21 protein-coding genes are annotated in these 17,922 nt (G+C 71.4%); 4 read left to right on the top strand and 17 right to left on the bottom strand.

The genetic code is table 11. The features are described 5' to 3' along the window. Positions 1 to 35 precede the first annotated feature (35 nt). The 4 genes from C0R66_RS12745 to moeZ are packed head-to-tail and all read right to left on the bottom strand — an operon-like array spanning position 36 to position 2,655. Positions 36 to 362: a cupin domain-containing protein gene (locus tag C0R66_RS12745; RefSeq protein WP_158648037.1), complete on the bottom strand. Its 327-nt coding sequence runs from the start codon at positions 360 to 362 to the stop codon at positions 36 to 38. 20 nt (positions 363 to 382) lie between these two features. After that, entirely contained in the window at positions 383 to 1,051 is a 669-nt protein-coding gene (locus C0R66_RS12750) for a lysophospholipid acyltransferase family protein (RefSeq protein WP_101525011.1), read from the bottom strand. A gap of 19 nt (positions 1,052 to 1,070) precedes the next feature. After that, positions 1,071 to 1,406: an MGMT family protein gene (locus C0R66_RS12755; RefSeq protein ID WP_101525012.1), complete on the bottom strand. Its 336-nt coding sequence runs from the start codon at positions 1,404 to 1,406 to the stop codon at positions 1,071 to 1,073. 49 nt (positions 1,407 to 1,455) lie between these two features. Continuing rightward, positions 1,456 to 2,655: an adenylyltransferase/sulfurtransferase MoeZ gene (moeZ, locus tag C0R66_RS12760; RefSeq protein ID WP_101525013.1), complete on the bottom strand. Its 1,200-nt coding sequence runs from the start codon at positions 2,653 to 2,655 to the stop codon at positions 1,456 to 1,458. A 219-nt stretch (positions 2,656 to 2,874) separates the two neighbouring features. Here moeZ and C0R66_RS12765 point away from each other — a divergent pair, with 219 nt between their 5' ends. After that, entirely contained in the window at positions 2,875 to 3,522 is a 648-nt protein-coding gene (locus tag C0R66_RS12765; protein WP_240181918.1) for a TetR/AcrR family transcriptional regulator, read from the top strand. A gap of 52 nt (positions 3,523 to 3,574) precedes the next feature. After that, positions 3,575 to 3,790 carry a DUF3107 domain-containing protein gene (locus C0R66_RS12770; RefSeq protein ID WP_101525015.1) on the top strand — a complete coding sequence of 72 codons (216 nt, stop codon included), beginning with the start codon at positions 3,575 to 3,577 and terminating at the stop codon, positions 3,788 to 3,790. A gap of 31 nt (positions 3,791 to 3,821) precedes the next feature. On the opposite strand, the gene C0R66_RS12775 is transcribed toward C0R66_RS12770, so the two are convergent. Further along, positions 3,822 to 4,523: a ferritin-like fold-containing protein gene (locus C0R66_RS12775; RefSeq protein WP_101525016.1), complete on the bottom strand. Its 702-nt coding sequence runs from the start codon at positions 4,521 to 4,523 to the stop codon at positions 3,822 to 3,824. Between the two features lie 155 nt (positions 4,524 to 4,678). Here C0R66_RS12775 and C0R66_RS12780 point away from each other — a divergent pair, with 155 nt between their 5' ends. After that, positions 4,679 to 6,196 (top strand): DEAD/DEAH box helicase, encoded by a 1,518-nt coding sequence (locus C0R66_RS12780; RefSeq protein WP_422385596.1) that lies wholly within the window; start codon positions 4,679 to 4,681, stop codon positions 6,194 to 6,196. Between the two features lie 49 nt (positions 6,197 to 6,245). Here C0R66_RS12780 and C0R66_RS12785 read toward each other — a convergent pair whose 3' ends face one another. Then, a complete protein-coding gene (locus C0R66_RS12785) occupies positions 6,246 to 7,061 on the bottom strand; it encodes a ParA family protein (protein ID WP_101525017.1) in 816 nt (271 codons plus the stop codon). 61 nt (positions 7,062 to 7,122) lie between these two features. Between C0R66_RS12785 and C0R66_RS12790 the strand changes: the two genes are divergently transcribed. Then, the gene (locus C0R66_RS12790) at positions 7,123 to 7,902 is read left to right on the top strand and encodes an SDR family NAD(P)-dependent oxidoreductase (protein WP_101525018.1); all 780 of its coding nucleotides are present in this window, start codon (positions 7,123 to 7,125) and stop codon (positions 7,900 to 7,902) included. A 21-nt stretch (positions 7,903 to 7,923) separates the two neighbouring features. Here C0R66_RS12790 and C0R66_RS12795 read toward each other — a convergent pair whose 3' ends face one another. The 11 genes from C0R66_RS12795 to C0R66_RS12840 form a co-directional block, all read right to left on the bottom strand. After that, positions 7,924 to 8,802, bottom strand: a complete 879-nt coding sequence (locus C0R66_RS12795; RefSeq protein ID WP_101525019.1) for a PHP domain-containing protein — start codon at positions 8,800 to 8,802, stop codon at positions 7,924 to 7,926. Positions 8,803 to 8,830: 28 nt separating this feature from the next. After that, the gene (locus C0R66_RS12800) at positions 8,831 to 9,865 is read right to left on the bottom strand and encodes a MaoC family dehydratase (RefSeq protein WP_101525020.1); all 1,035 of its coding nucleotides are present in this window, start codon (positions 9,863 to 9,865) and stop codon (positions 8,831 to 8,833) included. Positions 9,866 to 9,931: 66 nt separating this feature from the next. Continuing rightward, complete coding sequence (locus tag C0R66_RS18730) at positions 9,932 to 10,102, bottom strand: DUF5302 domain-containing protein (protein ID WP_158648038.1); 171 nt, start codon at positions 10,100 to 10,102, stop codon at positions 9,932 to 9,934. 119 nt (positions 10,103 to 10,221) lie between these two features. Continuing rightward, a complete protein-coding gene (locus C0R66_RS12805; RefSeq protein WP_101525021.1) occupies positions 10,222 to 11,427 on the bottom strand; it encodes an acyl-CoA dehydrogenase family protein in 1,206 nt (401 codons plus the stop codon). A gap of 23 nt (positions 11,428 to 11,450) precedes the next feature. Then, positions 11,451 to 13,724, bottom strand: a complete 2,274-nt coding sequence (locus C0R66_RS12810; RefSeq protein ID WP_101525022.1) for a hypothetical protein — start codon at positions 13,722 to 13,724, stop codon at positions 11,451 to 11,453. Further along, the gene (locus tag C0R66_RS12815) at positions 13,721 to 14,749 is read right to left on the bottom strand and encodes a glycosyltransferase family 2 protein (RefSeq protein ID WP_101526234.1); all 1,029 of its coding nucleotides are present in this window, start codon (positions 14,747 to 14,749) and stop codon (positions 13,721 to 13,723) included. Before C0R66_RS12815 ends, C0R66_RS12810 begins: the two co-directional genes overlap by 4 nt. A gap of 26 nt (positions 14,750 to 14,775) precedes the next feature. Continuing rightward, positions 14,776 to 14,976, bottom strand: a complete 201-nt coding sequence (locus tag C0R66_RS12820) for a hypothetical protein (protein WP_101525023.1) — start codon at positions 14,974 to 14,976, stop codon at positions 14,776 to 14,778. Continuing rightward, positions 14,973 to 15,815: a DUF6752 domain-containing protein gene (locus tag C0R66_RS12825; protein WP_101525024.1), complete on the bottom strand. Its 843-nt coding sequence runs from the start codon at positions 15,813 to 15,815 to the stop codon at positions 14,973 to 14,975. Before C0R66_RS12825 ends, C0R66_RS12820 begins: the two co-directional genes overlap by 4 nt. Continuing rightward, positions 15,752 to 16,288: a hypothetical protein gene (locus C0R66_RS12830; protein ID WP_101525025.1), complete on the bottom strand. Its 537-nt coding sequence runs from the start codon at positions 16,286 to 16,288 to the stop codon at positions 15,752 to 15,754. The genes C0R66_RS12825 and C0R66_RS12830 overlap by 64 nt, the downstream gene beginning before the upstream one ends. After that, entirely contained in the window at positions 16,281 to 16,607 is a 327-nt protein-coding gene (locus tag C0R66_RS12835) for a hypothetical protein (RefSeq protein WP_158648039.1), read from the bottom strand. The genes C0R66_RS12830 and C0R66_RS12835 overlap by 8 nt, the downstream gene beginning before the upstream one ends. Beyond that, positions 16,535 to 17,884, bottom strand: a complete 1,350-nt coding sequence (locus C0R66_RS12840; protein ID WP_101525027.1) for a LicD family protein — start codon at positions 17,882 to 17,884, stop codon at positions 16,535 to 16,537. Before C0R66_RS12840 ends, C0R66_RS12835 begins: the two co-directional genes overlap by 73 nt. Positions 17,885 to 17,922: the final 38 nt, after the last annotated feature.

Genomic DNA, 17,922 nt, shown 5'->3' on the forward strand with positions numbered 1-17,922 from the left:
CCGACATCCCTGGGACCGGCCGGTGCGGGTGCCGCTCAACGCTCGCCGGCCACCAGCATGGTCACGGTCATCGTGGAGTCGTCGAGGGCGTGCACCGCGTGCGGCAGCTTCGGCGGCAGGTGGATCAGGTCTCCGGGGCGCAGGTCGTGCTCGGCCCCAGCGACCTCGAACCGCAGGTGTCCGGCCAGGCACTGGACGATCACCGCGTGGTGCGCCTGGTGCTCGTGGAGCGTCTGGCCGGCGGCGAACTCGAAGAGCACCACGTGGGCGTCCTGCGCGACGAGCACGTTCTGCGCCCGCGGCTTGTCCTCGAACGGCTCCAGCATGCCGATGAGGCCGGGCAGGTAGGTGGGCTCTTCCATGGCCGCCACCCTACGACTCCTCAGCCGAGGGCGGGGCGCTCGTTGTACACCCCGGCCTCGTCCTGGCCGCTCAGCGCGGCGATCCTGGCCATCACCGCGTCTGTCACCTCGCGGCGGGCGCGACCCGCCGGGACGCCCGCGTCGGCGCCGGTGAAGTCCATCGGCTCCCCGAAGCTGACCCGGACCTTGACCAGCCGCGGGAGCCGGGCCCCGACCGGCTGCAGCTCCTGGGTGCCGCTGAGCCCGACCGGAACCACCGGCACACCGGCGCTCAGCGCCAGGTGGGCCATCCCGGTGCGGCCGCGGTAGAGCCGGCCGTCGCGGCTGCGGGTGCCCTCGGGATAGATCCCGAAGGCCTCCCCGCGGGCCAGCACCTCCAGCGCCACGTCCAGGCTGCTCAGGGCGGCGCGGGAGTCGTCGCGGTCCACCGGCAGCATCCCCATCCCCTGGAACCACCCGCGGACCAGCGCCCCGCGCACCCCCGGGCCGTCGAAGTAGTCGGACTTGGCCAGGAACACCACGCGTCGAGGCACGACCACCGGGATGACCATGCTGTCGGCGAAGCTGAGGTGGTTGCTGGCCAGGATCACCCCGCCGGTCCTGGGCACGTGCTCCAGCCCGGAGACCTCGGGTCGCCACACCGCCCGGGCGAGCGGAGGCACCACCCGGTGCACGGCGTCGAAGAACATGGGCTCATTGTGCCCGCCGTCAGGCCGGCCACGAGCCACCAGGGGCGGTCGCCGCGACGAACGCTCGAGGCAGGTCCACCCGGCCCGAGGGGCGCATCGGGGTGCCCTCGGCCAGGTGCCGGGACCGCGCCCGGTCGACGTGGCCGGACGGCAGGGTGCCGTCTGCCCGGACGACCCGCCACCAGGGCACGGCACCGCCGTCGGTGGCCAGCACCGAGCCGACCTGCCGGGGGCCGCCCCCACCCGCGACCGACCCGAGAGCCTCGGCGATCGAGCCGTACGTCGTCACGTGCCCAGGGGGCACGCGCTCCACGCACTCCAGGACGAGCTCGGCGTACTCCCCGCGACCGATCACCGGCTCGCCCCTGCCTGCCGACCCGGCTCCCCCGGCGTCCCGGCCCGGCTCAGTACGTCGGCTGGCTGGGGTCGATCTGGTTGACCCAGGCCACCACGCCACCGCCGACGTGCACGGCGTCGGCCAGGCCGGCGCCCTGCACGATCGCCAGGCACTCCGCGGAGCGGACGCCGGACTTGCAGTGCAGCACGACCTGCTTGTCCGAGGGCAGCTGGCCCAGCGCGTTGCCGTTGAGGAACTCGCCCTTGGGGATCAGCACCGACCCGGGGATCCGGTTGATCTCGTACTCGCCCGGCTCGCGGACGTCGACCAGCACGAAGTCACGAGTGCCCTCCTCGCGCTCCTTGAGCATGGAGTCCAGCTGGGTCACCGAGATGGTGGAGCCGGCGGCGGCGGCGGCGGCCTCGTCGGAGATCGCACCGCAGAAGGTGTCGTAGTCGATGAGCCCCTCGACGGTCGGGTTCTCCCCGCACAGGGCGCAGTCGGGGTCCTTGCGGACCCGGAGCTTGCGGTACTCCATCTCCAGGGCGTCGTAGATCATCAGCTTGCCGACCAGCGGCTCGCCGATCCCGGTGAGCAGCTTGATGGCCTCGTTGACCTGGATCGAGCCGATGGAGGCGCAGAGCACGCCCAGCACGCCGCCCTCGGCGCACGAGGGCACCATGCCCGGCGGCGGCGGCTCGGGGTAGAGGCACCGGTAGCAGGGCGCGTCGGGAGCCATGGACGGCGCGAAGACCGAGGCCTGGCCGTCGAAGCGGTAGATCGAGCCCCACACGTAGGGGATCTTGAGGAAGTACGCCGCGTCGTTGACCATGTAGCGGGTGGCGAAGTTGTCGGTGCCGTCGACGATCAGGTCATAGCCCTCGAAGACCTCGAAGACGTTGTCGTTGTCCAGGCGCTCGGGGTGCAGCACCACCTCCACCAGGGGGTTGACCTCCTTGACCGAGTCGCGGGCCGACTCGCCCTTGGGGCGTCCGACGTCGGACTGGCCGTGGATGACCTGGCGCTGCAGGTTGGACTCGTCCACCTCGTCGAACTCGGCGATCCCCAGGGTGCCGACGCCGGCGGCAGCCAGGTACAGCAGGGCCGGAGAGCCCAGACCGCCCGCACCGATCACCAGCACTCGGGCGTTCTTGAGGCGCTTCTGGCCGGCCATCCCGACGTCGGGAATGATCAGGTGCCGGCTGTAGCGGCGCACCTCGTCGATGGTGAGCTCTGCGGCAGGCTCCACGAGCGGGGGGAAGGACACGGGGATGCTCCTCGGGGAAAGGGTGCGGGTTCGTCGGCTGCTGAACGCCGGACCGGCCTGCAATGTTCCCCCGCGGTCCCGCGGCGTGGGACGCACGTCCCGCGATTCGGACTTGACGAGGGACGTGGCGAGGGATGTTCCGGCGGCGCCTTCGAGGCGTCGTCGTCGTGCGGCAGTTGCCGACCGATAGCATCGACTCCTCACGAAGAGGAGAACAGCTTGAGTGCAGAGAAGTATGACGCTGAGCCCCGCCCGCGCGGCAGCCGGATGCCCCGCCGGGAGCGCCGGGCCCAGCTGCTCGACTCCGCGCTCGAGGTGTTCGTGGCGCACGGCTACCACTCGGCGGCCATGGACGACATCGCCGAGCGTGCCGGCGTCTCCAAGCCCGTCCTCTACCAGCACTTCCCCGGCAAGCTCGAGCTCTACCTGGCGCTGCTGGACGAGTCGTGCGAGTCGATCACCGACAAGATCCGCGAGGCGCTCGCGAGCACCTCGGACAACAAGCAGCGGGTGGCCGCGGCCATCGCCGCGTTCTACGCCTACGTCGCCAATGACACCGGCGCCTTCCGGCTGGTCTTCGAGTCGGACCTGACCAACGAGCCCGCCGTGCGGGAGCGGGTCGACCGGGTCACCGAGGACTCCGCGGCCAGCATCGCCATCGTCATCCAGCAGGACACCGGGCTCCCCATGCAGGCATGCCGGCTGCTGGCCGTCTCCCTGGTGGGGATGGGCCAGGTCAGCGCCCGTTTCTGGCTGGCTGGCAATGTTGACTCCGAAGAGGGCGAGCGGATCACCCAGTCCGACGCCGCCGCGCTGGTCGCCGCCCTGGCCTGGCGAGGCATCGGCGGCTACCCCAAGGAACAGTAAGGCCCCGCGCTCCGCGCGGACCCACCCCAGCGACCACCTAAGGAGGCCTCACATGGAGGTCAAGATCGGCATTCAGCACGCACCCCGCGAGATCGTCATCGAGGTGGACCTCACCCACGACCAGGTCGAGAGCCTGGTCGAGGACGCGGTCAAGGGCGGCACCCTGTCACTGGTCGACGCCAAGGGTCGCCGCGCCCTGGTGCCCGGCGACCAGATCGCCTACGTGGAGCTCGGCGGCGGCGTCGCCGGCACCGTCGGCTTCCGGTAGGCCCCCCGACGTACGACGTCCGCCGTCCGGCTCAGGAGTCGAGCCCCAGCTCGGCCATCCGGGCGGCGTGACGCTCCGTCAGCCGGGTGAACATGCGCCCGATGGCCGCAAGGTCCAGGCCCGGCCGGTCCACTCCCCCCGCCAGCAGCGCCGACATCGCGTCCCGCTCCGCCGCTACCCGCTGGCCCTGGGTGAGCGCCTCTCCCATCAGCCGCCGTCCCCACAGCGCCAGACGGCCCCCGAGCCGGTGGTCGTGGGCGATCGCCGCCCGCACCCGGTCGATGACGAACTGCGAGTGCCCGGCGTCGGCCAGGGAGTCGGTGATCAGGTCCCGGGTCTCGGGGTCCAGGTAGGCGGCGATCTCGCGGTAGAAGTCGGCGGCCAGACCGTCCCCCACGTAGGCCTTGATCAACCCCTCGTACCAGTCCGAGGGCCGGGTGTGGGCGTGGAAGTCGTCGATGGGCCGCCGGAAGGGCTCCATCGCGACGTACGGGTCGGTGCCCAGCTCCGCCACCCGTTCCTGCAGCCGCGCCAGGTGGCCGAACTCCACCGCGGCCATCGACGAGAGCGCGACCTTGTCCACCAGGCTCGGGGCCATCCGGGCGTCCTCCGCCAGGCGCTCGAACGCCGACAGCTCGCCGTACGCGATGGCTCCCAGCAGGTCGACGACGGCCTCACGGTAGTCCGGGTCCGCGAAAGCACCCTGCGAGGCGCCGGGCTGGGATTCAGTCATGGCGGAACCCTACCGATAGACTTGAGCCATCCGCGCGCGCCCAGCGCGCGACAGCGAACGGCCAACGAGTGCCGCTCGCCGGCATGTGCGCGGCAGACCGCATCGTCGAGTCCGCCGCAAGTGCAAGGACGTCCCCGACGAAAGCGAAACCCCCTGTGACCACCACCTTCCGCGACCTGGGCGTGCTGCCCGGGATCTGCGACGCGCTCGAGCGCGCCGGCATCACCACCCCCTTCGCCATCCAGGAGATGACCCTCTCGGTCGCCCTGATGGGCACCGACCTCATCGGCCAGGCCCGCACGGGCACCGGCAAGACCCTCGCCTTCGGCATCCCGGTGCTGCAGCGCAGCGTGTCGCCCCTCGACCCCGCCTACGAGGACATGCCCCAGGGCAAGCCGCAGGCCCTGATCGTGGCCCCCACCCGTGAGCTCGCCCTGCAGGTCTCCAACGACCTCCACCTGGCCAGCAAGGACGTCGGCCTGCGGGTGCTGACGGTCTACGGCGGGGTCGGCTACGACACCCAGCTGGAGGCGCTCGAGTCCGGGGTCGACATCGTCGTCGGCACCCCGGGCCGCCTCATCGACCTCGCCAACCGCCGGGCCCTCGACCTCTCCAGGGTGCACGCGCTGGTGCTGGACGAGGCCGACGAGATGCTGGACCTGGGCTTCCTGCCCGACGTGGAGCGGCTGCTGTCGATGACGCCGGAGACCCGCCAGACGATGCTGTTCTCGGCAACCATGCCGGCTGCCATCGTCTCCCTGGCGCGCACCCACATGCGGCACCCGATGAACATCCGCGCCGAGTCCTCCTACGACACCACCATGGTGCCGGCGACCGCGCAGTTCATCTACCAGGCCCACGACCTCGACAAGCCCGAGATCATCGGGCGGGTGCTGCAGGCCGAGGACGCGGACAAGATCATCGTCTTCACCCGCACCAAGCGCCAGGCCCAGCGGGTCGCCGACGACCTCGCCGAGCGTGGCTTCGCAGCCAGCCCGCTGCACGGCGACATGGCCCAGATCGCCCGCGAGAAGGCGCTGACCAAGTTCCGCGAGAACAAGATCCGGGTGCTGGTCGCCACCGACGTGGCCGCCCGCGGGATCGACGTGGCCGGCGTCTCCCACGTCATCAACTACACCTGCCCCGAGGACGACAAGACCTACGTGCACCGGATCGGCCGCACCGGCCGGGCCGGCGCCACGGGCACCGCGATCACCTTCGTCGACTGGGCGGACCTGCACCGCTGGAAGATGATCAACAAGGCGCTCGACCTGCCGTTCGACTCCCCGCAGGAGACCTACTCCACCTCCGAGCATCTGTTCCACGACCAGGGCATCGCCCCGGGCACGAAGGGCCGCATCGTGGACCCCGCGCCCGTGGAGCGTCCGGCGCGGTCGAGCCGCGACGGGGGCCGCGACGGGGCCCGCGAGGAGCGCCGCGAGCGGGCACCCCGCAACCGGGACCGCAGTCGCTCCCGCACCCGGAACGGTGCTCCGGTCGCCGAGGGCGCCGACGCCGCGCCCGGTGCCGACAAGACCGAGGCGTCCACCTCGGCTGCCACCACGTCCGAGGAGACCGCCAAGGCGCCGCGCAGCCGCAGCCGCAACCGGCGTCGGGGACGCTCGAGCGGCGAGGGCTCCGGCGACGCCGTGAGCACCGAGAGCGCTTCCTGACTCCGACCTCCACCCCGGTCGTCGGTCTCGGCCGAAGACCGGGGGCAGGTCAGCTGCCGCTGCTCTCGGGGGCTGCTGCTTCGGGGGCGCCGTTCCGCGCCGCCCGCGCCACCAGGTTGGCCGCCACCTGACGGTAGGCGATGGCCCCCTTGCTGGTCCGTGACGTCGCCAGGATCGAGCGGCCGGCCGCGGGCGCCTCGGCGAACTTGATCGTCTTCGGGATCGGCGGCTCGATCACGTCGAGGTCGTAGGTCGCCGAGATGGTCTCCAGCACCGTCCGGGCGTGGTTGGTGCGACCGTCGTACATGGTGGGCAGCACCCCCCAGACCGACAGCGTGCGGTTGGTGAACCGGCGTACGTCGTGCACTGTGTCGAGCAGCTGTCCCACACCGCGGTGCGAGAGCGTCTCGCACTGCAGCGGTACGACGACGCCGTCTGCCGCGGTCAGCGCGGCGACGGTCAGCACGCCCAACGACGGCGGGCAGTCCAGCAGCACCCAGTCGTAGTCCGCCCCCGACTCCGCCAGGTCCTGGAGCATCGAGGTGATCACGTGCTCACGCCCGGTGCGGGTGAGCAGGTCGGCCTCGGCGCGCGCGAGCTCGATCGTGGCGGGCATCAGGTCGGGGCCGTCCGGCGTCTGCAGCACGACCTCGCCGGCCACCGCCCGCTGGGTCAGGACGTGGTGCACCGAGACCTGCAGGTCCTCGGGGTCGATGCCCAGCGAGAACGTGAGACACGCCTGGGGGTCGAGATCGACGAGCAGGACCCGGTGGCCCAGCTCGACGAGCGCGGCGCCGATGGAGGCCACCGAAGTGGTCTTGGCCACGCCGCCCTTCTGGTTCGCAACCGCAAGTGTCGTCGTCATGGCAGCACCATCATGCCCGAATCGTTTGCGCAGCGGGGTGCGACACCGCGATGCTGCCCCCATGGACAATCGCCCCACGACGACCCGCACCGCACTGGTCACGGGTCCCACCGCCGGAATCGGCCGCTCCTTCGCCCACCAGCTCGCCGCCCGCGGCCACGACCTGGTGCTGGTCGCGCGCGACGTCGCGCGACTGGAGGAGGAGGCTGCCACGCTGCGCGAGCGCCACGGTGTCCAGGTCGAGGTGCTCGTGGCCGACCTCGCGGACCGCGCACAGCTGGCCCGGGTCGAGGCCCGCGTCGCGGACCGGGACCGTCCGGTGGACCTGCTGGTCAACAACGCCGGCTTCGGGCTCAAGGGCCGGTTCGCCGACAACGACGTGGAGTCCGAGCAGGCGATGATCGACGTGATGGTCACTGCGGTGATGCGGCTGACCCACGCCGCCGTCGGCGCCATGGCCGAGCGGGGTCGTGGCGGGATCATCAACGTCTCCAGCGTGGCCGCGTTCCTGCCGCGCGGGACCTACTCCGCGGCCAAGGCCTGGGTGAACTCCTTCGGGGAGTGGGCGGCCAACGAGTACCGCCCGCAAGGAGTGCGCGTGACGACCCTGTGCCCCGGGTTCACCAAGACCGAGTTCCACCAGCGGATGGACGTCAGCCGGGGCTCCGCGCCGCAGTTCCTGTGGCTCGAGGCCGACGACCTGGTGCGCAAGGCGCTGGCGGACCACGACAAGGGGCGGATCTTCTCCATCCCGGGCGCCCAGTACAAGGTGATCACCACGATGACCAAGCTGGTGCCGACCCGGGCGCTGCAGAGCCTGCAGTCCCTGGGCCGCAAGTAGCCCCGGGCAGCACCGCGCCCCTCAGGCGACCACCAGGTCGGGGACGGCCCGCCCGGAGCGCGCGGCAGCCTCCTGCGCTGCCGCCAGCAGCCGCTCGTACTCGAGCGGGTCGGTGGTGTTGCAGCCCAGCTCGTGGCCGACCTTGCCCCGCCCGTGGTGGTCGCTGGAGCCGGTGACCACCAGGTCGTGGTGGCGTGCGACGGCTCGCAGCTCGTCCCGGACCGGCCTTGGGTGGTCCTCGTGGTCGACCTCGATCCCGGTCAGGCCGAGTGCTCGAAGCTCACCGAGGGTCGCCGGGTCCAGCACCTGGCGGGCACTGCGGCCCCACGGGTGCGCCAGGACGCTGACTCCGCCGGCGTCGGCCACCACCGTGATCATGTCCACCAGGTCCGCCGCCGTGCGGTCCACGTAGGCCGGCCGGCCGGGGTTCAGGAACCGGTCGAAGGCCTCCCGTCGGTCGCGCACCACCCCCTTGGTCACCAGGGCGTCGGCCAGGTGCGGCCGGCCGGTGGCCGCGGTGCGGCCGGACGCGCTGGCCACCTCCTCCTCGGTGAGGTCGACGCCGAGAGCCGAGAGCCGTTCCAGGATCGCCGGCACTCGGGAGGCTCGTCCCGCCAGGATCGCGCGCAGCCGACTGCGCAGGACGGGGTGGGTGGGGTCGGGGAGGTAGGCCAGAAGGTGCACCCCACGTCCTCGGTGCACGGTGCTGATCTCGATCCCGCGCACCAGAGTCAGGCCGACCTCTCGGGCCGCCTGCGCGGCCTCGTCCCAGCTGGCGGTCGTGTCGTGGTCGGTGATGGCCAGCACGTCCAGACCCGAGGCCGCAGCGGCGCGGACGAGCTCGCCGGGGCGCTGGGTGCCGTCACTGACGCTCGAGTGGGCGTGGAGGTCGATGCGCACAGACAGAGGCTAGTTCCCCGGCTCCGGCTCAGCGAGGCACGAGGGCCCAGTAGTCCAGGTCGAGCAGCACGCCGGGGGCGTACTTGCCGTCCTCGCCGCGCAGCACCATCGCCTCGTCCCGGTCCTTGGTCGCCACCAGGCGCAGCCGCAGGGCGCCCACACCGGGGGCGGAGGTCTCGCCCTTGTCGAGCACCTCGGACCAGGCGTAGACGGTGTCACCGCCGAACGCCGGCGCCACGTGGGAGCCGGCGTTGATCGCGGCCACCAGCTGGGCGTTGGCGAGACCGTTGAAGGACAGGGCGCGAGCCATCGAGATCACGTGGCCGCCATAGACCAGGCGCCTTCCGTCGGGCCGGGCCTGGGTGTTGAAGTGCACCTTCGCGGTGTTCTGCCACAGCCGCGTGGCCATCATGTGCTCGGCATCGCTGAGCGTGACGCCGTCGACGTGGTCGATCTTCTCCCCCACCGCGTAGTCGTCGTAGCGGTGCGGCTCACCGGCCGCGGCGAAGTCGTAGCCGGAGAAGTCCAGGCCGTCCGGCACCACCAGCTCCTCGACCCTCAGGTGCCTGGCCAGCTCGGGCACCACCGTCGTCGGCGCCGGAGCCTCGTGGTCGCGCTTGTGGACCATCACCCACCGAGCCCAGTCGATGGCGACCTCGCCACGCTGGTTGACCGCGGTGGAGCGGACCCACACCACGCCGGTGCGCCCGTTGGAGTTCTCCTTCAGGCCGATGACCTCCGACCGGGTGCTGAGCGTGTCACCGGGCACCACCGGGGTGTGGAACCGGCACTCGGAGTAGCCGAGGTTGGCGACCGCGTTGAGGGAGACGTCGGGGACCGTCTTGCCGAAGGCGATGTGGAAGCCCACCAGCTCCTCCACGGGCGCCGGGTCGAGGCCGCAGGACGCGGCGAACCGGGCCGAGGACGGCAGCGCGAACCGCGTGGGGTAGAGCGACCCGTACAGGGCGCGGTCGCCCTCGGTGACCGTGCGGGGCGTCGCGTGCTCGATGACCTGCCCGAGGGTGAAGTCCTCGAAGAAGTTGCCGGGGTTCGTCTTCGTCATGGCGACACATGATGCCCTGTCCGCCCCCGGGGTTCTCACGGCACCCCTGGGGGCGGACAGCGGGGATCAGGCGCCGCCGCCGCCAGCCTTGCGACGGTGCATCTTCGGGCCGGTGCCGGTGACCTCCGAGCCGTGGGCCTTCTCCTTGACGGGGCCGTCCTGGTGGACCCCCCGCTCCACGCCGTTCTTCTTGTCCAGCGCCTCGCGCATCTTGGCCTTCAGGTCGTCGTTGTTCATCTCAGCTCCGTCTCCGCTCGCGCTGCGTCCATCGCTCGCTGTGTGGCATCCACTGTGTCACGGACGACGAACGCCCGTCACCGGAGTATCGGTGACGGGCGTCCGCGAGGCGGGCTGGATCAGCGCAGCTTGTACTCCTTGAGCATGCTGCGGCCGATGATCATCTTCTGGATGTCGGAGGTGCCCTCACCGATGAGCATGAAGGCGGCCTCGCGGTAGAGGCGCTCGATCTCGTACTCCTTGGAGTAGCCGTAGCCACCGTGGATCCGGAACGAGTCCTGGACGACCTCGTTGCAGTACTCCGAGGCGACCATCTTGGCCATACCGGCCTCGACGTCGTTGCGCTGGCCCGAGTCCTTCTTGCGGGCGGCCTTGACCATCATCGCGTGGGCGGTGTCGACCTTGGTCGCCATCTCCGCGATGCGGAACAGGATCGCCTGGTGCTCCGCGATCGGCTTGCCGAAGGTCTCGCGCTGCTGGGCGTAGGCGACGCCGAGCTCGAAGGCGCGGTTGGCGATGCCGCAGGCGCGGGCCGCGACGTTGACCCGGCCCACCTCGACCCCGTCCATCATCTGGTAGAAACCCTTGCCCGGCTCGCCACCCAGGATCTGGTCCGCGGAGATCTTGTGGCCCTCGAACACCATCTCGGTGGTGTCGATCCCCTTGTAGCCCATCTTGTCGATCTTGCCGGGGACGGTGACGCCCTGGGCGGTCTCGCCGAAGCCCGGCTCCTTCTCGACCAGGAACGTGGTCATGTTCTTGTAGACCGAGTCGGCGCCCTCGTCGGTCTTGACCAGCACCGCCACCAGGGTCGAGGACCCACCGTTGGTCAGCCACATCTTCTGGCCGGTGATCTCGTAGCCTCCCCCTTCGACGGAGTCGGTCTTCGTGGCCTTGGTCGAGATGGCCGCCACGTCGGAGCCCAGGGACGGCTCGGACATCGAGAAAGCACCGCGCACCTCGCCGGTCGCCATCCGCGGGAGGTACTTGCGCTTCTGCTCCTCGGTGCCGTGCTTCATCAGCATGTAGGCCACGATGAAGTGGGTGTTGATGACACCGGAGACGCTCATCCAGCCGCGCGCGATCTCCTCCACGCACAGCGCGTAGGTGAGCAGCGACTCGCCCAGGCCGTCGTACTCCTCGGGGATCATCAGCCCGAAGATCCCGAGCTCCTTGAGTCCCTCCACGATCTCGGTGGGGTACTCGTCGGCGTGCTCGAGCTCGGTGGCGACCGGGAGGATCTTGTCCTCCACGAACGTGCGCACCGCCTTGAGGATCTCGGCCTGGTCCTCGGTGAGGTCGTCGGTCTGACACAGGCGGGGCATGGGGAACTCCTAGGTCGGTGCGGTCAGTGGGAAGCGGGGGTGTCGACCTGCCGGTCGTCGCGCAGATCGTACCCAGCGCCCCCGGGCCGCCGGCGCCCCAGCCACGGCACGAGACCGAGGAGCAGGGCCAGTAAGGTGCCCCCCGCCGCCGAGGCGACGCCCACCGTCAGGCCCGGCGGACGGTAGGAGAGCTCCACCTTGCCGACCGAGCCCGGCGGCAGCGTGACGGTCAGCAGACCGGTGCGGCCGTGTCCCACCGGCAGCGTGCGGCCGTCCAGCTCGGCCTCCCACCCCGGCCAGCCGAGCATCGCGAAGACCAGCCTGCCGCCGTCCTCGGCGTCGACCTCCACCCGCTGGTGCAGGGCGTCCACGGTGGTGGCGTCGCGCACCCGCACCCCGTTCGAGGCCCAGCTGAGCTCGGAGTCCGGCCACGGCGGCTCCCCCTCGCGGTGCAGCACGATGCGGTCCTTGGTCCGCGACTCCTCCACCCACCCCGGCGTGGGCTGCACGCCCTTGGCGATCCGCGGCTGGACCACCACGGTCTCCAGCTTCATCAGGTCGGCCATGGACGGCATCCCGCCACCCTGGGCGCGCCACAGGTTGCGGTAGCCGCAGGGCTGGGTCAGGCCGTCGTACTCCATGCAGAAGTACTTGGTGAAGGGCAGGAAGCCCATTCCGGTGTAGTTGTTCACCGCCTCCACCCCGGCCGGGTGGTACATGCTGCCGGGCAGGTAGTCGGCCCACGCGTCCTCTAGGGCGTCGAGCCTGCCCTGGCGCTGCAGCGGCTTGAGGTCCGCGAACTGCATGGTGCGGCCCTCCAGCTCACCGAAGTCGTCCTGGAGCGCCGCGACGTCGCTGGGAACGTGCCACACCCGGGAGCTGGCGTTCTCCCCGAAGACGCCCACCTGGAGCACCAGCACGGCGCCCACCCCGGCGACGGCCACCGCGGCCACCGCCAGGTTGCGGCGCACCAGCAGGTGGGCGGCGAGCAGCAGCGCGGTGAGGACCAGCAGTGCCGCGGCTCCCAGGGCGGTCCGGCGCAGGGTCGCGGGGTCCTGGGCCCAGGTGAGGTACGACGTCATCAGCACCAGGGCGGCGGATCCGGCGACCCGGGCCTTGCGGTGCGAGGTCGCCAGGCCCTGCGACATGGCGACGGCGAGCGCCACCAGCACCGCGAGGTAGAAGTACTCCACCACCCGCAGCGGCCAGCGGAACAGCCACAGCTTGCTCGGACCCAGCGCCATCGCCAGGTAGAGACCGGCCACCAGGCCGAGCCCGGTGAACTCCCGCCAGCGTCCTGCGAGTGCCCGATAGCGCAGCCAGGGCAGCAGCGGCAGGACGAACCAGGCCAGGTAGGTGGCAGGCACCTGCATGGGACCGGTGATGGCCCGGATCGGCGGGACCAGGGTGGGCGAGCTCAGGCCCAGGAGGTCACCGGCCGCGGGGCGGAGCTTGCCGCTGTTCTCGAACAGGGCTCCCGTGGACCGGACCGCCAGGTCCGCCGAGGCGAGCAGCGGCAGGTAGACCAGCGGGAGGAAGGCGGCGATGCACAGGCCCACCCCGAGCACCCGGGCCAGGCCGCGCCAGGCCCGGGACACCGCGGCCTCGCAGACCAGGGCCGCGCCGATGACCACCACCGCGAGCGTCCCGTAGGGGTTGCCGTGGGTCACGGCCAGCACCCCGACCACGAAGGCCAGCAGCGGGTTGCCCGCTCCGCGCAGGGTGCGGCGCAGCGTCACCCAGACCCACGGCGCGTAGGCGAACGCCATCAGCCCCGAGGGCCAGGACCCGGCGTCCCAGAACAGGGTGAAGCCCGAGAAGGGCAGGGCGACCGCCACGGTCGCCGCGGCCCAGGGAGCGGCCTCGTACTCGCGAGCCAGCAGGTAGCTGCCCAGCGCCAGCGCCACCATCACCGTGGCCTTGACCACCAGGGTCGAGACGGCGAGGTCCGGGCCCAGGCTCACCCCCAGCCAGACCAGGACGTTGAGCGGGTTGTAGGTGCCGAAGAGCCCCTCGGCGACGTAGTTGCCGCCGGCCCAGGACGTCGGGTCCAGCCAGACCGGCCACTGGCCCTCACGCACCAGCTCGCCGAGGCGGAACCAGGTGGGCGCGAACTGCGCGGCGGTGTCCCCGCGCTGGTAGAACCGCGGCTCCAGCAGGTACGGGACCACGCTGTAGGCCGCAGTCACCACGCAGACCGCCAGCGCCCACCAGCGCCCCCCGCGGGCGCGCTGGGATGCGCGTTCGGGTGCGGATTCGGGCGCGCTGTCGGTCGTGAGGTCCTGCTGGGTGCTCACGCCTGCCCGCTCCGGCCGTGGGCAGCCAGGTCCTGCTGCTCGAGCTCGTGCGCCGCGCCGAGCACCGCGGTGACCGGGGTGTCGTCGGGACCGTTGCTGCTCTCCTTGAGCAGGAACAGCGGGCGTCTCTTGGTCTCGGCGTAGATCCTGCCCAGGTACTCGCCAATGACACCGAGGATGATCAGCTGCACGCCGCCGAACCCGGTGACCACGCAGATGGTGGTGACGTAGCCGGGCACCGCGTTGCCGTGCCACACCGCGTCGAGCAGCACCCAGGCGGCGTAGCCGGCCGCGACCACGGTCACCAGCAGGCCCAACCAGATCGACATCCGCAGCGGGCGGTAGTTGAACGAGACGACCCCGTCGATGCCGTAGTTGAACAGGTCCCGGAGCCGCCACTTCGTCGCGCCGGCCTCCCGCGAGACGTTCTCGTAGTCCACCACGGCGGTGGGGAACCCGATCCAGGCGAAGAGGCCCTTGGAGAACCGGTTGGTCTCCCCCAGGGCCAGCAGCGCCCGGACGGCCATCCGGTCCAGCACCCGGAAGTCGCCCACCCCGTCCTGGAGCTCGACGTCGACGAGCCGGTTCATCAGCTTGTAGTAGATCCGCGAGAGCCACGTGCGGACGGCGGGGTCGTTGGTCCGTGTCCGGCGCGCCACCACCTGGGAGTACTCCCCGTCCAGCAGGGGGAGCATCTGCGCGAGCAGGTGCGGCGGGTGCTGCAGGTCGGCGTCCATGATGGCCACCCGGTCGCCGCGGGCCTGGCTCAGCCCCGCGAGCATCGCGGACTCCTTGCCGAAGTTGCGGCTCAGCGCGAGGTAGCGGAACCGGGGCCGGGTGGCTGCCACCTCCCGGAGCAGCGCCAGGGTGGTGTCCCGGCTGCCGTCGTCGACGAGGATGACCTCGTAGCTGTCGGTGATCTCACCGAGCTCGGCCTCGAGGACCTCCACCAGCCTGGGGAGGGAGTCCTCCTCGTTGTAGCAGGGGATGACCACGGACAGGTCAAGGCGTGTTGGGGCCACCATGGCGGTCATGCTCCCACATCGAGGGCTCAGGACTGGTCGCGGCGGTGCTGCTCCTCCAGCAGATCGATCACCGCACGCTCGACCCGGTCCACCTGTTCAGCCAGCAGCGTCTCCAGGTGGCGGTTCTCCGCCATGGCGACCTCGAGCCGACCGAGCTGCTCCTCGACGCCCTCGAACTCACGAACCCCGGCCACGTCGGCCAGGCGCTCCCGCGGCGAGCCGCTCACAGCGACCTCTGGCGGAACTCTCGCACCGCGCTCATCGTCAGCTCCCCGTCACGCAGGTCGGCAGGCAGCAGCAGCTCCTCCACCAGGTCCGTCAGGGTGGCCACCCGCAGGTGCAGGGCGCGAGAGGCATGGACCTGCTCCTCGAGCTCCGCGATCCGCGCCTCCAGCTCCGCGACCCGTCGGTCCCGCACCGGCGCCGCAGCCCGGCGTAGCGTGGCGCCGACCATGCCCCGGGCGGCCGCGAGTCCGCGTGGTCGCGCGACGGGCCGGACACCCGGCTCCTTGGCGCCGCGCGGATCGGAGCCGGCGTCCCGCGCCCAGACCAGGAGGTCGGCCAGAGCCAGCACGGCGGCCTCGAGCAGCTCCTCCTCCGTCACGTCCTTCGGGAGGCGGGCGGGAGGGGCTTGGGGACGGAGGTCCTCGAGGTCACCGTGCACCAGGTAGCCCGCGGCCCGGATGGCGGTGATCGCCTCCTCGGCCTGCTCCCTCGCCAGCTCCAGGTGCTCAGGGGTGAGCCCGATGGGCTCGTGGCCGATCCCGGCCAGCACCTGGTGCGCCAGCACGTCCCTGATCCACAACGAGCGTTGACGACCCGCCTGGACGCGACCGTCGAGGGCCTTGTTGACCCGACGCAGCAGCTCGGCCTCCACCAGGCCGAGCGACTCGTTGACCCGGGTCACCGCGAGGTCGAGACCGCTCGTCTCGGACAGCCCGCACGCCTGGGCGAAGCGCCGCCACAGCTCGCTGCTGTCCCGGCTGTGGCTGGGCACGGTGATCACGTGCACCTGGTCGGCGGGCAGGTCCGCGCCCCAGCGGGCCGCGACGTTGGCCGGCTGCATGGTGCGCCAGCCCCACTCGCTCTCCGGGGCGCTCTCAGCGGGGGCTGCCAACGCTCGAGCGGTCGGATGAGCCCGAACTTCAGCTGCTCCTGCCACGCCGAGGGGATGGACTTGCCCAGGTCACGCGCGGTGACCAGGACGTGCACCTGCAGCCCTTCCAGGGCACCGAGCGCGACGCGGACCTGCTCGATCGAGGCCCCCGCGAAAAGCTCGTAGCTGAGGACCGCGGCGGGTCCGCGCCAAGCCCGGATCTGGGCCACCAACCGGTCCCAGGAGCCGCGCGCCAACTCGGGGAGCCGGTCCAGCCGCGGGTCCTCACGGACCACCATCGAGGCATGGATCGCCTCCAGGCGCGGACCCACCACCAGGGTCCCGGCCTCGGCGAGACGGGCGGAGTTGGTCTCCAGCACCTGCTGCAAGAAGGTCGTCCCCGACTTGGGGCCTCCCACGTGGAGGTACACAACCTCAGTCATCGTTCGCCTGTCCTGTCGTGGGGATCTGTTCGCCAGCGGAGGCGGGAGTGGGCCACTCCACCACCATGCGCCACCTGGTCGGGGACCCCGACCGCACCGAGCGTGCGGCCGCGGTGAAGTTCTCGCGCAGCACCACGGTGCCGCCGGCCGCCCGGGCGGCCACCTCGACGTCCGCGGGGTCCAGGGGCAGCACCCGAGGGATGCCCCGCTCACTGTGGAGCCTGCGGCACTCGGCCCGGGAGCGGCTCATGCCCTCCAGGTAGACCCGACCGCCGGGACGCAGCGCCATGGAGGTGAAGCGCCAGAACGCCTCGCGCACCGGTTCCTCCACAGACTCCAGCAGCCGACGAGCGCAGACCACCCGGGGGCCCGAGGCGCGCGCCGCCACGGCCCCGGAGGTGAGGACGTCGCGCAGGTCCAGCAGGTTGAGGTTGCGCCGGGACGCACCCTCGGGCAGCCCCTCGATCGGGCGGCCTCCGGCAGCGCCTCGTCCCGGGTGCGCGAAGTCGTAGGCCAGGGCCCGGTATCCCTCCGCGGCATAGTGCCGGGTGTCGGCCAGCGACCCCGATCCGATGTCCAGCACGCGGGCCGGCCCTCGAGCTGCCCCGTCACCCAACGGGCGAAGGACGACCCCGAGGAGTCCTGCTTCGCGGCGGCCGCGGTGTTGACCGAGACCCAGTCCCGACGGTGGGTCATCAGGGACCCGAACCAGTCGTGGAAGCGCTCGGTCGTCTCCCTGTCGGGCTGGTGCCGGAACGAGGGATCGGGCACCTTCCAACCGGGACCGTAGGAGACCGTCAGCATCCGGTCGGGTTCCGCCGGCGCCGGCATCAGCCTGCCTTCGAACTCAAGCTGGCGAAGCGGCATGATCGCGGACCGCGGCACCGGCGCCCGCACCGTGGCGGTCTCGTACAGCAGGTCGCCGACGTAGAAGCAGGTGTAGATGTCGATCCCGTCCATGCCGCCGTCCGGCGCCTCGTAGACGACGGTGATGAAGCTGGCCGACTTGTGCTTGACCTGGATCCCGGCATCGGTGAGCGCGCGGGCGATCGACCACAGCTCGGCGATCATCTCCGCGGGCGTCGCGCGCTCGGACAGGAAGCACAGGTCGATGTCGCTGTCGTGGCCGATGACGGCGCCGGAGCGAGCCGCACCCAGCAGCGTGCCGAAGGAGATCCAGCCGTCGATGCCGCAGTCACGGCGCATCACCTCGAGGACCTGCTCGGCCATCTGGGTCATCATCTCGACGGCGCCACCGGCCCGACGCACCTCGAAGGGCCGCTGCTGCAGGCCCCACTTGTCGATGATGATCTGCGTGCCGTGCCGGTCCACCAGCTCGACCCGCCCCGTCCCGGAGCCGAAGCTGACCTCGCCTTCGAAGAGCTGCTCGCCCTCGTGGGTCACCGACACCTGGGAGACGCCGTCGAGCCAGGGGCGCAGCCGCTTGGGCCAGGGCACCACGAAGGGCTCCTCGGAGACCCGGTCGATGGCAGCGGACCAGCCGCGCCAACCGTCGAAGTGCACGTCGACCGATCCTGGGAACGCGCCGACCACCTCGAGGCCGTCGTCATCGACCCTGCACACCCGCGGCTTCATTCAAGCCTCCTAGTGCCGAGTCGCGTGGAACTCGGCAG

It is taken from the genome of Nocardioides houyundeii, from assembly GCF_002865585.1.
Classification (GTDB): domain Bacteria; phylum Actinomycetota; class Actinomycetes; order Propionibacteriales; family Nocardioidaceae; genus Nocardioides; species Nocardioides houyundeii.

Coding starts and splice junctions, on each gene's coding strand:
- C0R66_RS12775 (WP_101525016.1), bottom strand. CDS start 4,523: ATGACTGAATCCCAGCCCGGCGCCTCGCAGGGTGCTTTCGCGGACCCG.
- C0R66_RS12750 (WP_101525011.1), bottom strand. CDS start 1,051: ATGTTCTTCGACGCCGTGCACCGGGTGGTGCCTCCGCTCGCCCGGGCG.
- C0R66_RS12825 (WP_101525024.1), bottom strand. CDS start 15,815: ATGCAGCCGGCCAACGTCGCGGCCCGCTGGGGCGCGGACCTGCCCGCC.
- C0R66_RS12790 (WP_101525018.1), top strand. CDS start 7,123: ATGGACAATCGCCCCACGACGACCCGCACCGCACTGGTCACGGGTCCC.
- C0R66_RS12815 (WP_101526234.1), bottom strand. CDS start 14,749: ATGGTGGCCCCAACACGCCTTGACCTGTCCGTGGTCATCCCCTGCTAC.
- C0R66_RS12805 (WP_101525021.1), bottom strand. CDS start 11,427: ATGCCCCGCCTGTGTCAGACCGACGACCTCACCGAGGACCAGGCCGAG.
- C0R66_RS12800 (WP_101525020.1), bottom strand. CDS start 9,865: ATGACGAAGACGAACCCCGGCAACTTCTTCGAGGACTTCACCCTCGGG.
- C0R66_RS12770 (WP_101525015.1), top strand. CDS start 3,575: ATGGAGGTCAAGATCGGCATTCAGCACGCACCCCGCGAGATCGTCATC.
- C0R66_RS12830 (WP_101525025.1), bottom strand. CDS start 16,288: ATGACTGAGGTTGTGTACCTCCACGTGGGAGGCCCCAAGTCGGGGACG.
- C0R66_RS12745 (WP_158648037.1), bottom strand. CDS start 362: ATGGAAGAGCCCACCTACCTGCCCGGCCTCATCGGCATGCTGGAGCCG.
- C0R66_RS12840 (WP_101525027.1), bottom strand. CDS start 17,884: ATGAAGCCGCGGGTGTGCAGGGTCGATGACGACGGCCTCGAGGTGGTC.
- C0R66_RS18730 (WP_158648038.1), bottom strand. CDS start 10,102: ATGAACAACGACGACCTGAAGGCCAAGATGCGCGAGGCGCTGGACAAG.
- C0R66_RS12785 (WP_101525017.1), bottom strand. CDS start 7,061: ATGACGACGACACTTGCGGTTGCGAACCAGAAGGGCGGCGTGGCCAAG.